We start from the raw sequence: 14071 nt of genomic DNA on the forward strand, positions 1-14071 counted from the left end.
GCGCGCTCGCCCCTACAACTCCTTGATGCGGATGTCGCGGTAGGAGATCACGTCCGTGGTGCTGTGGACCTGGAGACCGATGTAGCCGGAGGCGTACCGCCGGCCGTCGGTACCCGGGTCGTCGCCCCGCGGCGGCTCGAAGAGCTGACCGCCGGTGTTGTCGAACTCGTTGATCAGGACACCGTTGCGGTAGACCGAGTAGTGCTGGTCCACCACCTTGACCTCGTAGTCGTTCCAGGTGCCCTTGGGGGTGACCCCGGCGCCGCCGAGGCCGACCCGGTCGAAGCCGTACAGGGAACCGGTCTTGTACATGTCGCCGTCGGGACGGTCGTTGACCTGGATCTCATGGCCGTACTTGATGGCGACCCACTCCGGACGGGACTCCTCCGGGTGGTCGTGGACGTCCGGGAAGCGGACGAACACGCCGCCGTTGGCGTTGCCCGTGCCGGGGGCGTCGTCCCGCCACTGGAGCTTCAGCGAGAAGTCCCCGTACTGCCGGGCCGGGAACCACAGCATCCCCATGCCGTCCACGGTGGTGGAGCTGGTGATCGAGCCGTCCTCCGTGTTCAGCCCGAACTTCCCGCCGCCGACCTGCTCCCACTTGGCGAGCGAGGCGGCGGTGCCGTCGAAGAGCTTGCGGTAGCCCTCGTCCCGGCCAGGCCCGCCGATGCCGGACTGCTTGGCGGCCCTGTAGATCTTCTTGTGCTCACGGGCGTCGACGACCCCGTCGGAGAGCAGCTTGTCCAGGACCTTGTCGACGTGCTTGAGGAACAGCGCGTGCGAGGACCAGTCCTTCTCGTCCTCGATCAGTTCGTTGATGGTGCAGCGGTTCCCGGTGAGCCGGTTGGGAACACCCGTGTCGACCGTGCCGACGATCACGGTGAGCCGTGTGTCGTACTCCGGGCAGTTGGGCGCCGGGACGCCGCCGCTCTCGGCGATGGTGAACGAGGACTGCTTCGCCGCGGAGGTGTTGCCGGCCTTGTCCGTCGCCCGGTGGGCGAACGTGTGACGGCCGACGCGGTCGATGATGACGGGGGAGGAGTAAGCGAGGTACGGCCCGCCGTCCAGGGAGTACTCGACCTTGTCCACGCCCGAGTCCGCGTCGGTCGCCTTGACCGTGGCCTCGGCGCTGGTGATGAACGCGCCGTCGGAGTTCTTGTCGCCCGACACCACCACCGATGTCTCCGGCGGCGTCTTGTCCTGCGACGGGGGTTCGACGACGGTGAAGTCGACGGACTTCTCGGCCGCCACGTTGCCCGACTTGTCGGTGGCGCGGTAGCGGACGGTGTGTGCCCCGACCTCGTGCACCATCACGGGTGCGGTGTACGCCTTCCAGGCGCCGTCCGCCCCGATCGCGTACTCGATGGTGTTGACGCCCGACCCGGTGTCGGACGCGGTCACGGTGACCGTGGCCATGCCGAGGTACGCGCCCGCGTCGTCCTTCTCGCCGGACACCGTCGCCGAGGTCTCCGGCGGGGTCTTGTCGTCGGTCGGAGGCGCGGCGACCGCGAACTCGGCGGACTTCTCCGCCGCCGCGTTGCCGGCCTTGTCGGTGGCGCGGTAGCGGACGGTGTGCGATCCGACCTCGTTCACCACGACGGGCGTGGTGTACGGCTGCCAGGCGCCGTCCGCGCCGATCGCGTACTCGACGGTGTCGACACCCGATCCCGCGTCGGTCGCCGCCACGGTGACGGTCGCCTGGCCGATGTACGCGCCGTCGGCGTTCTTGTCGCCGTCCACGGTCGCCGACGTCTCGGGAGCGGTGGTGTCCTCGCCACCGCCGCCGTCCTCGGTCACCGTGAGGATGCCCTGCATGGAGCCGTGGCCGGGGATGGTGCAGTGGTAGAAGTACCGGCCGGGCGTGAGGGTGACCTCGACGCTGTGCTTGCCGCCCTCGCTGTCACTGGGGTTGGCGAGGATGTTGACCGGCACGTCGCTGTTGAACTCCGGGTCCGACACGCTGAACGTCAGCGTGTGCGGCATGCCCGTGGTGTTGCCCGTGGCCGCGCTGTTCTCGAAGACGATGGTCGCCGCGCCGGCCACCGCCGTCTTCGGCGCCGTCAGATAGTGGTCGATGGGGTCGCCGGCGCTCCAGTTGAGCACCTGGGCGGCGGCTGCCGCCGCCCGGTCGTCGTCCCGTCCGTAGGCGGCCGTCGACGCCAGCCCGAGGACCATGAGGAACGAACCGAGCAGGGCGAGCCACCACCGGGCGGGCCCGTACCGCCGTCGCGCGAGGAGTGAAGGGTGTCTCACTGCGCTGCCGCCTTCCTGGCCAGGTCTGCGACGGCCGGGGTCGGGCCGCCGCCCTTGTAGGTCACGCGCCACAGCGCGGACTTGGAGTCGGAGGTGAAGAAGCCGCGCCCGTAGTCCAGGACGTAGAGCGAACCGTCCGGGGCGAACTTCCAGTCCATGAGGTTGCGGATGCCGTCCGCCCCCACCGGGATGATCTTCTTCAGGGACTCGGCGTGCGTGGGCAGACCGCCCTTGCCGACCGTCTTCGGGTCGGTCAGCACGGCGTGACGCGGCTGGGTGTCGTCGTAGAAGTCACCGACGAACCACTTCCCGTCCCAGTACGACGGCCACTTGGCCTCGCTCGTGCTCGCCGCGTCGTAGCGGTAGACCGGGCCGTTCATCGTGGCCTGGCCGCCGCCCTTGAGCCAGGGCAGGAGCTGCTTCTGGTCCTCCACCCTGTAGCTCGGGATGCCGTCGGCGTCGCGCGGGTAGTCGACGCCGCCGCCCTGGGGGGAGTACCAGATGGTGTTGCCGGTCACCGGCGGGATCTTGACCAGGCCGTCGTTGTTCGGCGACTCGTTCCTCGGCGCGTCGCAGTCGTACCAGCCGAGCGGCTTGGACGGGTCGGGCAGGTTGCGGTCCCGGTAGGGCTGCTTGTTGCCCATGCAGTACGGCCAGCCGTGGTTGCCGGCCTTGGTGATCGCGGCGAACGTGTCGTACTTGGCGGGACCCCAGGTGGTGCTCGGGGCGCCGGCGTCGGGGCCGACCCAGCCCGCGTACAGGGTGTCCGTCGACGTGTCGACGGAGATGCGCGCCGGGTTGCGGACGCCCATCACGTAGATCTCGCCGCGGGTCTTGCCGCCGCCCTCGTCCGGCTCCTCGCCGGTGAAGAGGTTGCCGGACGGCAGGGTGTAGGTGCCGTCGTCCTCGGGGTGGATCCGGAGGATCTTGCCGTTGAGGTTGTTGGTGTTCCCCGCGGTGCGGCGGGCATCGGCGAACGAGACGCCCTTGTAGTTCGGCTCCGGGTTGTTGCCCGAGTAACCGTCGCTGAAGCCCGAGGAGTTGTTGTCACCCGTGGCGATGTACAGGTTGTCCTTCGAGTCCCAGGCCATGCCGCCGCCCGCGTGGCAGCAGCTGTGGATCTGGACCGGCCAGTGCAGCAGCACCTTCTCGGACGCCAGGTCCAGCTTGTTCGTGGCGGGGTCGAAGGTGAAGCGCGAGACCTGGCGCACCGCCATCTGCTTGTCCCGGTCGATCTTGGCGTGCGGGGTGTAGTGCAGGTAGACCCAGCCGTTGGTGGCGAAGTCGGGGTCCAGCTCGATCCCGAGCAGTCCCTCCTCCACCTTGACCAGCTCGTCGCCGCCGCCCTTGTTGCCGAAGACGCTCAGCTTCCCGGCGAGGGTGACCTTCTTGGTCGCGGGATCGTACACATGGATCTCGCCCTCGCCCTTGCCGACGTTCGGGTCCTTCCAGTCGGTCACGACCGGCACGCTGCTGTCCGCGCCGCCGCGCCCGATGTAGAAGACCCGCCCGTCCTTGGCGGTGACCAGGCCGTGCGGTTCGCCGATCTGGTCGTTCTGCCCGGGCTGGTTGGGCTGGGTGAGCCGCTCGGCCGTGTAGTTGGAGTCGATCGTGGCCTTGCAGTCCGCCTGCGAGATGCGGCTCGTCCAGGCCAGCGCGCCGCGCAGGTGGTCGCGGAAGTCGGTCTCCGCGAAGCTCGCGGCCGTGCCGCCCATGGCGGTGTAGAAGGACCGGCCGCCGTCGTAGTCACGGCACCAGGAGACCGGGTGGTCCCAGCCGTTGGCGCTCTTGCCCGGGGTGTAGGTGATCTCGCGGACCCGGGCCACGGTGTGGACGTCGCCGGACGGGTTGTCCTTCCAGTTCAGCCACTTGTCCGGGCGCTTCCACTCCAGCGGCAGGTTCTTCGTCGCCGGGTGCTGGCGGTCGCCGATCTCCACCGTGGCGCGCTGGACGCCGGTCGGGCTGTCCGCCGCCGGGCGGGCGCCCACCAGACCGGTGAACCAGTCGGAGTACGGCTCGGTACGCGCCGCGTCGTGGATGCCGAGGAAGCCGCCGCCGGCCTCCATGTAGGCCTCCAGGCCCGCTTCCTGCTCCGGGTCGAGGACGTCACCGCCGCCGGTCAGGAAGACGACGGCGTTGTACTTGCCGAGCTGCTTGCCGTTGGTGAAGACGGCGGCGTCGTCGGTGGCCACGGTCTTGAAGCGGCCGGCCTCGGGCCCGGTGAGACCGATCTTCTCGACGGCCGCGATGCCCGCGTCGACGGTCGGCGACTCCTCGCCCGCCGAGGCGTGGAACACCAGCACCTTGACGTCGGCCCCGCCGGGCGGCGTGGGCAGGGACAACGTTGTCGCGATGCGTTCCTTCAGCCCCGGGTCCGGATGCGGGCCGGCGTTGGCCGCGTTGCCGCCGAGCAGGGACGCGGTCAGGCCGCCCACCGCGACGGCCGCCGCGATGCCGCGGCGTGATCTGGACCTGCGATGTGGTGTGCGCTGCATGTGGTCACCCACCCCTCTGGGTCACTTCTCCGGTCACTTCTCTCGTCATCGCACCTCTGTGGTCACTGCGACAGCGCCCGAAGTTAGACCTCTTTTCGCGACTCGCCAATAGGTATGGCAGCAATCGAACGAACTTTGTCCTGAGTGTGGATAAACGCGGAACCCCCGACTACGGTATGGGCCGTCCAGGGGAGCAGCGCGTCAGTTTCCTTCTTGCAGTGGGGAGTTCGACATGGACCGAAGGACCTTCAACCGGCGGATGCTGGTGGGCGGTGGAGTGGCGGCGGCCACCGGGGTGACATCGATGTCACTCGGAGCGGTGCAGGCCACGTCCGCGGAGAACCCGGCGAAGACGGCCCCCGCGGGAGGAGCTGTACGCCATCTCAAGCTGTACGCCGAGACCCTGGCCGACGGCTCGATGGGATACGGCTTCGAGAAGGGCAAGGCGTCGGTCCCCGGGCCGCTCATCGAGATCACCGAGGGTGACACGCTGCACATCGAGTTCGAGAACACCACGGACGTCGACGCCAGCCTCCATGTCCACGGCGTCGACTACGACATCGCGAGCGACGGCACGCGGATGAACCGCAGCCACGTCGAACCCGGCGGCACCCGCACGTACACCTGGCGCACCCACACCCCGGGGCGCCGCAAGGACGGCACCTGGCAGGCGGGCAGCGCCGGTTACTGGCACTACCACGACCACGTCGTCGGCACGGACCACGGCACGGGCGGCATCCGCAAGGGCCTGTACGGACCGCTCGTCGTGCGCCGCAAGGGTGACGTCCTGCCCGACAAGACGATCACGATCGTCTTCAACGACATGACGATCAACAACAAGGCGGCGCACGAGAGCCCCGACTTCGAGGCCACGGTGGGCGACCGGGTCGAGGTCGTCATGATCACGCACGGTGAGTACTACCACACGTTCCACATCCACGGGCACCGCTGGGCGGACAACAGGACGGGCCTGCTCACCGGTCCCGACGACCCCAGCCGCGTGGTCGACACCAAGATCTGCGGACCCGCCGACTCCTTCGGCTTCCAGATCATCGCGGGTGAACACGTCGGAGCCGGTGCCTGGATGTACCACTGCCACGTCCAGAGCCACTCCGACATGGGCATGGCCGGCCTGCTCCTCGTCGCCAAGGCCGACGGCACGGTCCCGGGGTACGACCCGCCGCACCACGCCGCCGGTGCGGCCGAGGCGCACGAACACTGACGGGCGGTCATACCTGCGCGGCGAGCCGCAGCTGCTCCTCCTCGACGATGCGCCGGGCGAGCGCCCCGTCCGACACGTCGACGGCGTCGGGCGTCGCCTCGGCGACATCACTGCGGCGCGCGTAGGCGTCGAAGAGCCGGTCCTTGCGCGCCAGGATCTCCAGCATCCGCTGGTCCACGCTGTCCACCGCGAGGAGCCGGTGGACCCGCACACTCCGTATCTGCCCCATGCGGTGCGCCCTGGCCACCGCCTGGTGCTCCATCGTCGGCTTGATCTGCGGCTCGCAGAGGATGACGACGGACGCCGCCTGGATGTTGAGCCCGACGCCGCCGGCCTGTATCTGGCCGAGCAGCACCGCGTGCCCGTCGACCGCGCCGAAGGAGTCGACCAGCTCCTGCCGGCGCGCGGCCGGGACCCTGCCGGAGACGGGTCCGAACACCCCGTCGCCCAGGGCCTCCCCGACCGCCCGGAGAACCTCGCCGAAGTAGGAGAACACCACGACCTTGAGGCCGTTGCCCTCGGCCTCCGCGACGAGCTCGCGCAGCCGGTTCAGCTTCGCCGACGTCTCCGGGCGGGCGTAGGCGGCGCGGCGCATCCGCATGAAGTGCCCCGAGCCGACGGCCTCGCGGTACGCCTCGAGGTCGGCCGGCGAGAACTCCTCCCACTCGTCGGCCTGCACCAGCGCGGGGAGTTCGCCCAGGACGTCGGCCTGGTTCCGCCGCAGATAGGCGGGGGCGACGGCCCTGCGGAACGCCTGCGAACCGGCGACGCCGTGCGTGGAGGTGACGAGTGGCGCCAGCTCGGGCCTCAACTGGCGCACCAGGCTGCGGAACTCCTCGACCCGGTTCTCCATCGGGGTGCCGGTCAGGAACAGCACCCGCTCGGTGTGCCGGGTCCAGCCGCCGACGGCCCGGGAGCGCCGGGTCGCGGGATTCTTCACGAAGTGGGCCTCGTCCACCACCACCATGCCCGGCCGCACCCCGCACCCGGGGCCCTCCGGCAGTGTGGACAGCGCGTCGAAGGTGGTCAGGGCGACCCCGCCCCGCTCGCGCCACTCGCCGAAGGCCCCGAGGCGCTCCGGACCGTGCACCTGGACCGGCCGCAGGGTGGAGCGCGCGGATACCTCCCGCCGCCAGTTGATCAGGACGCTCGCCGGGCACACCACCAGGAAGTGGGTCTCGCCCCCGGCGGCGAGATGAGCCAGCGCGGCGATGGCCTGGACGGTCTTGCCGAGCCCCATCTCGTCCCCGAGGATCACCCGCTTCTGGGCCAGCGCGAAGCGCGCGCCGAACGACTGGTAGCCGCGCAGCGAGACCCGCAGGCACGTGTCGTCGAGCCGCAGCCCGCGGACCCGGTCCGCGATCCCCGCCGGCAGGAACCCCTCGGCCGCGTCCCGGTCCGGTCCGCTGCCGGACAGCTCGGCGAGCAGGCTGTAGTACTCGGCCGGGCGCAGCTCGAAGTCGACCCAGGCCTCCGCCTCCGACGCGGGCCCCCGCAGCAGGTCGACGGAGACCTGCCCGAACAGGGTCCTGAGTCCCCGCGCGGCCGCGGCCGCCGTCACCGACCCGACGGAGGCGACGGACTCCTGGACCCGGGCACCGGCCGCCCGCCCCGAGAACAGCATCCGCAGCCGGCTCCGCGCCGGTGCGGCCGCCGCGAGCAGTGGTTCCAGCTCCTCGGTGAGACGCCGCGCGAGGTCGACCGCCCGGCGCACGTCGGGCCCGCCCTCCACCAGCCGGTGGAGGGCCACCAGCAGCGCGGTCGTGGCCGCGTCCGGCGCGTCCATGTCGATCCGTACGGCGACGGTGTCCCGCACGGCGTGCGCGATCTGCCGCGCCGCGGCGAGCGCATGGTCCGCCGTCTGCGCCCCTACGCCCGGGATCTGGCGGAGCTCGTAACGCCCGGCTCCGTGCACCCGGCCCACCGTCGCGTAGCCCGCCTGTTCCACGGCGCCGAGCCGCAGGCGGCCCTCCGTGACGTCGGCGAGCCGGGAGACGGGGATCGAGGCCAGCTCGGCCTCCACCAGGGCGTCCAGAGCGGGAGTGAGCGCGGTGTGCGCGGCCTCGACGGCGGAGATGTGGTCGCCCAGCACCGCGCGGGCCGTCGCGGCCAGCGCCTCGGCGTCGTCGAGCAGCTCACGTGCGGCTCTTCCCCTGGGTGCCGCGCCCGCGGGTCCGGCCTGAGTCATGTGCGTCCCTCTGTCCCCGCCGCCCCTCCGTGACCGGCGGCCGTCGCCCTCCCGGGCGCGTCCCATCGTGCCACGGGCGCGGAGCGGCGCCGCGCCTCACAGGGCGGGCGGCCTGCGCTCCGCCGGTGTCAGCAGCAGCACCGCCAGGGCGCGCGCGCAGGACCGGGCCTCTTCGAGGAACCGGTCCATCCGTTCGTCGGTGATCACGGAGGGGGTGGCGCGCACCGCGAGCGCGAAGCGCGCGTGACCGGCGCCGTCCAGCACGGGGACGGCCAGGGTGCGCACCCCGAGCGCCGACTCGCCGTCGTTCAGTGCGTACGCCGCGTGACGCACCCGCGCCAACTCGGCCTGCAACAGCGCAGGTTCGACGATCGTACGATCAGTGAAGGCGCGCAGCGGCGGGAGTGCGGCGGGGCCGCCGTCGCCCGGCCGGGCCCAGGCCAGCAACACCTTGCCCAGGGCTGTCGAGTGCAGGGGCCGGCGCAGCCCCATCCGCGGGGTGACCGAACCGCCCGCGACGATCACGGCGTGCGGGCCGCTGCGCAGGGCCAGATCAGCCGTCGCGCCCGTGCGCTCGGCCAGGTCGGCCAGCTCCGGCGCCGCCAGATGCAGTCCGCGCTGGTGGTACGAGAGCCGGCCGAGCTCCGTCACCGCTGGGCCCAGCCGGTAGCGCGCGGTGCGCGGGTCCTGCTCCAGGAAGCCCGAACCCAGCAGGGTGCGGGCCAGCCGGTGTGCCGTGGAGGCGGAGAGCTCCAGGCGCCTGGCGAGGTCGGAGGCGCTCAGGTCCGGTCCGTTGTCGTGGAAACAGTGCAGGACGTCCAGCGCCCGCCGGACCGCCTGCGCCCCGCCCGGGGGGCTCTGCGCCGCTGCCTCGCTCATGCCGCTCTCGCTCTCCGCTGGTGAGGTGGAAGGAGACATGGTCTCCACATTACGGGAGCGGAATGATCGTGAAAGGGCGCTCCGCAACACTCTGTTCATACTCGATCCCACATGGTGGGAGAAAGGTTGTGGACCGGTGCGGGGCCGTGGCACTGTGCAGTCCTCGTCACCGGCGTACGGAAAGGAGCAGAGCCATGGCAGACCTCGGTGTCACCTCCTCCGGCAGCTCCGCTCCGGTCACCCTCGCCCTCACGCTGCGCCGTCACATCGACCTGGCGCGCGTCTCCAGCGCCGCCTGTCGCTGACCTCCCGCACCGTCCCGGGCCGCGCACCGCGCTGACGCGGGCCCGGCGCCCCCTGTTCCGCCCCTTCCGCCGCCCGCGATCCGCGCCCTCCGCGCGCCGCGCGGCCGCCGGGCGCACTCCGCACCCCTGCTCCGCCGACCCCTCCGGGAAGAGTCCATGACGCGCTCCGCCGTGCTGCCCAGCACCCTCTGGTTCACCCGCTGTCCCGTCCCGACCGCCACGGGCATCGCCGCCGACCGGCACTGGCTCAGCGAGGAGTTCGCGCCCGACGGCATCACCGTGCGCTCCCTCCAGGACGCCGCCCCCGACGCGGACCGCGCCTCCCACTACACCCACGCCCTGCCCGGTCTCTTCCGGGAGGGCGGCAACGTGCCCGCCCTCTGGGCCCGTTCACGCGGGGAGGCGACCCGTCTCATCGGCCTCACCTGGATCGAGGAACGGCAGGCCGTGCTGGTCGCGCCCGGATCCGGGATCAGGGGCGCCCACGCCCTGCGCGGCCTGCGGCTCGCCGTGCCCTCGCACGCCCTCGCCATCGACTTCTGGCGGGCCATGGCGCTGCGCGGATTCGAGGGCGCGCTGGCCTCCGCCGGTCTCGCCCTCGACGACGCCGTACCCGTCGACGTACCCGCCGACGCGCACGACGGCCAGTGGGCCGCCGAGATCGCCGCGCTCCGGCGCGGTGACGTGGACGCGGTGTACGTGAAGGGCGCGCTGGCCGTGGAGGCGGCCCGCCGGGCCGGAGCCGAGGTCGCCGTCGAACTCGACGAACTCCCCGACCGCCGGTTCCGCGTCAACAACGGCACGCCCCGCCCCATCACCGTCCATCAGCGGCTGCTGGACGACCACCCCGGCCTCGTCGACCGCTTCCTCGCCGTCCTGCTCAGGGCGGCCGACTGGGCCGCAGGCCATCCCGCCGACGTCGACCGCATCCTGGGTGCCGAGACCGGGGCGGGCGCCGACGGAGTCGCCGGCGCCTACCGCCCCGGCACCCACCTCACCCTGCACCCCGACCTGTCGGCCGAGCGCCTCGCCCTGCTCGCAGAGCAGGAGGCGGGGCTGCGCGCCCACGGCTTCCTCCCGGAGCCCGTCGACGTCGCCGCCTGGGCCGACCCCGAGCCGCTGCGCAGGGCAGCCGCCCTCGCAGGCCTCCGCCCCGTCCCCTCGCCCGCCCGCGAACCCGAAGGACCGCTGTCCGTATGAACCAGCACCGATCAGTCCGTACGACCCTCGCGCCCGCCCTCCTCACGGTCACCGCGCTCGTGGCCCTCAGCGCCTGCGGCACCTCCGAGGCGGACAGAGACAGCGGTTCCGGTGCCACGGGCACCGTCACCGTGCGCATCCCCGACCCCGGCAACTCCGGCGTGCTCGCCGTCGGCAAGAAGGACGGCAGCCTCGACAAGGCCCTCGCCAAGGCCGGCGCCACGGTGGAGTGGACCGGCAGCGCCGGGCCCTTCGCGCCCGCGGCCCAGGCCATGAACGCGGACCAGCTCGACTTCGCCACCGGCTCCATCACCTCCGGCATCACCTCGCTGGCCCAGCGGCCCGGGTTCAAGTTCTTCACCGCCGTCGACCCCGACGCGGCGGGCGAGGGCATCCTCGTCCGTGACGGTTCGGGTATCGGTTCCGTCGCCGACCTCGTGGGGAAGAAGGTCGCCGTCAACCAGGGCGGCACCGGTGAGTACCTCCTGCTGAAGGCACTCGACAAGGCCGGGATCCCCGCGGACAAGGTCCAGCGGGTCTATCTGCGCCCCGACCAGACCGCCGCCGTCTTCAACGCCGGCAAGGTCGACGCCTGGGCCGTCTGGGCCACCTACGCCGTGGCCGAGATCGGCAGCGGCAAGGCGCACTTCGTCGCCGACGGCGCGGCCGTCGGCTCCGACAACTACAGCCTGAACGCGGTACGGACCGGCTTCGCCGAGAAGCACCCCGACGTCGTCAAGGCGCTCTACCAGTACCTCCACACGTCCAGCGTCAAGGAGAAGAAGAACCCCGCCGCCTACCTGAACGTCTTCACCGACGTCGGCCCCACCGCCGTCACCGGCAAGGCCGAGGAGGTGCAGACCGGGTTCATCGCCCAGGGCGGCACGGTCGACCCGATCGGCCCCGAGGACATCACCCGCTTCGAGGCCGTCGCCGCCTTCTACGCCGAACAGAAGGTCACCAGGACCCAGGTGGACGTCGCGGCCCACCTCCTCGACATCGAGAAGCTGACGTGAGCGCGGTCTCCGAGGCGGCGGCCACCGAGGGCCTGGTCACCCCCCGCCCCGCGCTCCGCACGACGCGCGCCCGTCCCTTCGCCCTGACCGTGCGCGCGCTGGGCCCTGTCGCCCTGCTCGTCCTGTGGTGGGTGGCCTCGGCCACCGGTGTACTCACCCCGGACGTGCTGGCCTCTCCCGCCGAAGTCCTGCGCGCCGTGGGCGAGCTGTGGGGGAACGGGCAGCTGCCGGACGCCCTCACCACCTCCTTGACCCGCTCCGGCATCGGCCTGCTGATCGGTCTCGTCGCCGGGCTGACCCTCGGCGTCCTCACCGGATTCACCAGGATCGGCGACGAGCTCCTCGACTCCTCCCTCCAGACCCTGCGCACCATCCCCTTCCTCGCCCTGGTGCCGCTGTTCATGGTGTGGTTCGGGATCAACGAGACGGCGAAGATCCTTCTCATCGCCGTCGCCACCACGTTCCCCATGTACGTCTCCACGTCGAGCGGGGTGCGCAACACCGACCCGAAGCTCGTCGAGGCCATGCGCAGCTTCGGGATGGGCCGGCTCGCCGTCGTCCGCGAGGTCGTCCTTCCCGGGGCACTGCCGTCCCTGCTGGCCGGACTGCGGCTGTCCATGACGCTCAGCGTGATCGCGCTCATCGCCGCCGAGGAGATCAACGCCACCGCAGGCATCGGATACCTGATGTCCCAGGCGCAGAGCTACGCCCGGACCGACATCCTCGCCGTCTGCATCGTGATCTACGGCCTGCTCGGGCTGGCCGCCGACATCGCCGTACGGCTGCTGGAACGCGTCCTGATGCCCTGGCGGCCCTCGCGGGGAGGGACCCGATGAGCGCCGGCACCGTACGGCCCGCCGTGCGGGTACGCGGCCTGCGCCGGGTGTTCGGCAGCAGGGCCGTGCTCGACGACCTGCGACTCGACATCGCGCGTGGCGAGTTCGTCGCCCTGCTCGGCGCGAGCGGAAGCGGCAAGACCACCCTGCTCCGCATCCTCGGTGCGCTGGACGGTGCCGACGGGGGAGAGGTGCTGGTCCCGGAGGCCCGCACCATCGTCTTCCAGGAGCCCCGCCTCGTGCCGTCCAAGAGGGTCCTGGCCAACGTGACCGTCGCCCTGCCCCGCAGCCGTGCGCCGCACGGGCTGCGGGCCCTGGCGGAGGTCGGTCTGGAAGGGCACGCGGAGGCCTGGCCCGGCACGCTCTCCGGCGGCGAGGCGCAGCGCGTGGCGCTCGCCCGTGCGCTGGTACGGGAGCCCGAACTCCTCCTGCTGGACGAGCCGTTCGCCGCGCTGGACGCCCTGACCCGGCTGAAGATGCAGGACCTGGTCGGGGAGTTGTGCCGCAAGCACCGCCCCGCGGTCCTCCTGGTCACCCATGACGTCGACGAGGCGGTACGGCTCGCGGACCGCGTCGCCGTCCTGCGCGACGGGAAGCTCGTCACCGACGAGCCCGTCGACATCGGCGGACCACGCGACCCCGGCGACCCCGCGTTCGCCGCACTGCGCCGCCGGCTGCTCCACGATCTCGGCGTCGACGCGGGCCCCGGCCCGCTCCCCGCACCCTCCTCCCCATCCTCACCGTCCCGCACACCTTCCGAAGCCGGAGCGATCTGAATGACCGTCACCATCGGTGTCCACAGCAGCAACCCGTCCCTCTACCACCTGTACCACCTCTCCCGTCTCGGCTTCGCCCAGGAGGAACTGGCCGCGCTGGGCGAGACGGTGGCCTTCTTCCCGTACACCGACGGGGTCCGCACCGGCGAGCTGCTCACCCAGGGTGTGATCGACTTCGGCGGCACCGGCTCGACCCCGCCGGTCACCGCGCAGGCCGCGGGACACGACCTCGTCTACACCGCCGTCTCCGCCCCGCGTCCCGGGCACGGCGCGCTCCTGGTGCCCGAGGACAGCCCCGTCCGCACGGTCGCCGGTCTCAAGGGGGCGACCGTCCACCTCGCGATCGGGTCCTGGCAGACCCATCTGATCGCCAAGGCGCTGGACGACGCGGGGCTCTCCTACGCCGACGACATCACCGCCGTCCGGAGCAACGGCGACAGCGAGCGGCTGCTGCTTGCCGGGGAGATCGGCGCCTGGGTCGCCCAGGGGCCCGAGCTCGCCGCCGCCCGCAGGACCGGCGGACTGCGCACGCTCGTCGCCACCGGGGACGTCATCTCGGACCGCTCCGTCTTCTTCACCCGGCGCGACTTCGCCGAGAACCGCCCCGAGGTCGTCGAGGCGCTGACCCGCGCCCTCCGGCGCGCAGACGACTGGGCGGCGGCCAACCCCCGCGCCGCCGCCGAGATCGCCGCCGCCGACCTGGGCGGAAGCGCCGACGACTGGGAGACCGCCCTGCGCGCCCTGCCGTGGACGATCGAGGCCGTGAGCGACGCGTTCATCGCCGAGCAGCAGGAGGCCGCGGACATCTTCCACCGCACCGGCTTCATCGACCGGCCGGTCGAGGTCGCCGGAGCCCGGGCGCGCGTCACCGGTGCCACCGGCCCGAAGGGGGCCTGAGCAC

11 protein-coding genes are annotated in these 14071 nt (G+C 71.9%); 7 read left to right on the top strand and 4 right to left on the bottom strand.

Annotated features, from left to right (window positions below; genetic code table 11):
* Window positions 1–12: 12 nt before the first annotated feature.
* The gene (locus tag OG488_RS32705; protein WP_329235728.1) at window positions 13–2253 is read right to left on the bottom strand and encodes an OmpL47-type beta-barrel domain-containing protein; all 2241 of its coding nucleotides are present in this window, start codon (window positions 2251–2253) and stop codon (window positions 13–15) included.
* Window positions 2250–4748 (bottom strand): ThuA domain-containing protein, encoded by a 2499-nt coding sequence (locus OG488_RS32710; protein WP_329235730.1) that lies wholly within the window; start codon window positions 4746–4748, stop codon window positions 2250–2252. The genes OG488_RS32705 and OG488_RS32710 overlap by 4 nt, the downstream gene beginning before the upstream one ends.
* Window positions 4749–4980: 232 nt before the next feature.
* Between OG488_RS32710 and OG488_RS32715 the strand changes: the two genes are divergently transcribed.
* Window positions 4981–5970: a multicopper oxidase domain-containing protein gene (locus OG488_RS32715; RefSeq protein ID WP_329235732.1), complete on the top strand. Its 990-nt coding sequence runs from the start codon at window positions 4981–4983 to the stop codon at window positions 5968–5970.
* A gap of 7 nt (window positions 5971–5977) precedes the next feature.
* Here OG488_RS32715 and OG488_RS32720 read toward each other — a convergent pair whose 3' ends face one another.
* Window positions 5978–8158 carry a DEAD/DEAH box helicase gene (locus OG488_RS32720; RefSeq protein ID WP_329235734.1) on the bottom strand — a complete coding sequence of 727 codons (2181 nt, stop codon included), beginning with the start codon at window positions 8156–8158 and terminating at the stop codon, window positions 5978–5980.
* A gap of 96 nt (window positions 8159–8254) precedes the next feature.
* On the bottom strand, window positions 8255–9037 hold the full coding sequence (locus OG488_RS32725) for an IclR family transcriptional regulator (RefSeq protein ID WP_329239175.1): 783 nt from the start codon (window positions 9035–9037) through the stop codon (window positions 8255–8257).
* 194 nt (window positions 9038–9231) lie between these two features.
* On the opposite strand from OG488_RS32725, the gene OG488_RS32730 reads away from it, so the two are divergent.
* The 6 genes from OG488_RS32730 (at window position 9232) to OG488_RS32755 (ending at window position 14067) form a co-directional block, all read left to right on the top strand.
* Window positions 9232–9342, top strand: coding sequence for a putative leader peptide (locus OG488_RS32730; protein ID WP_329235736.1), 111 nt, complete (start codon window positions 9232–9234; stop codon window positions 9340–9342).
* 156 nt (window positions 9343–9498) lie between these two features.
* Window positions 9499–10542 (top strand): ABC transporter substrate-binding protein, encoded by a 1044-nt coding sequence (locus OG488_RS32735; RefSeq protein ID WP_329235738.1) that lies wholly within the window; start codon window positions 9499–9501, stop codon window positions 10540–10542.
* A complete protein-coding gene (locus OG488_RS32740; RefSeq protein WP_329235740.1) occupies window positions 10539–11558 on the top strand; it encodes an NrtA/SsuA/CpmA family ABC transporter substrate-binding protein in 1020 nt (339 codons plus the stop codon). The genes OG488_RS32735 and OG488_RS32740 overlap by 4 nt, the downstream gene beginning before the upstream one ends.
* Window positions 11555–12394 (top strand): ABC transporter permease, encoded by an 840-nt coding sequence (locus tag OG488_RS32745; protein ID WP_329235742.1) that lies wholly within the window; start codon window positions 11555–11557, stop codon window positions 12392–12394. Before OG488_RS32740 ends, OG488_RS32745 begins: the two co-directional genes overlap by 4 nt.
* Window positions 12391–13170: an ABC transporter ATP-binding protein gene (locus OG488_RS32750; protein ID WP_329235744.1), complete on the top strand. Its 780-nt coding sequence runs from the start codon at window positions 12391–12393 to the stop codon at window positions 13168–13170. The genes OG488_RS32745 and OG488_RS32750 overlap by 4 nt, the downstream gene beginning before the upstream one ends.
* Window positions 13171–14067 carry an ABC transporter substrate-binding protein gene (locus OG488_RS32755; protein WP_329235746.1) on the top strand — a complete coding sequence of 299 codons (897 nt, stop codon included), beginning with the start codon at window positions 13171–13173 and terminating at the stop codon, window positions 14065–14067.
* Window positions 14068–14071: the final 4 nt, after the last annotated feature.

It is taken from the genome of Streptomyces sp. NBC_01460 (genome assembly GCF_036227405.1).
Taxonomy (GTDB): domain Bacteria; phylum Actinomycetota; class Actinomycetes; order Streptomycetales; family Streptomycetaceae; genus Streptomyces.